Here is a 230-nt window from a genome sequence, read left to right on the forward strand (position 1 = left end):
GCCCCACTTGGTGTTCTGCTGCCCAACGGCCTTGGCCTCAATGTCGATGGCAAGGATATCGGTCGCGCCTATTTCGTCCGCTGCTTCGAAGACGGCTGCTACGCCGAAGTGATCCTCGAGGATGATCTTCTCAAGACACTGCGTTCTGGCAAGGCAGCTACCTTCATCGTCTTCCAGACACCGGAAGAAGGCGTAGGCATCCCGGTTGATCTGAAGGGATTTGGCGAAGG

The 230-nt window shown here is 57.0% G+C and carries 1 protein-coding gene; it reads left to right on the forward strand.

Features of this window, described 5'->3' with window-relative positions; genetic code table 11:
• Positions 1-230, forward strand: a 230-nt coding sequence (locus SB719_RS22990; protein ID WP_412160164.1) for an invasion associated locus B family protein, incomplete at both ends; no start/stop codon positions are given.

This window comes from Pantoea sp. SIMBA_079 (assembly GCF_046940275.1).
GTDB classification, from domain to species: Bacteria; Pseudomonadota; Gammaproteobacteria; order Enterobacterales; family Enterobacteriaceae; genus Pantoea; species Pantoea borealis.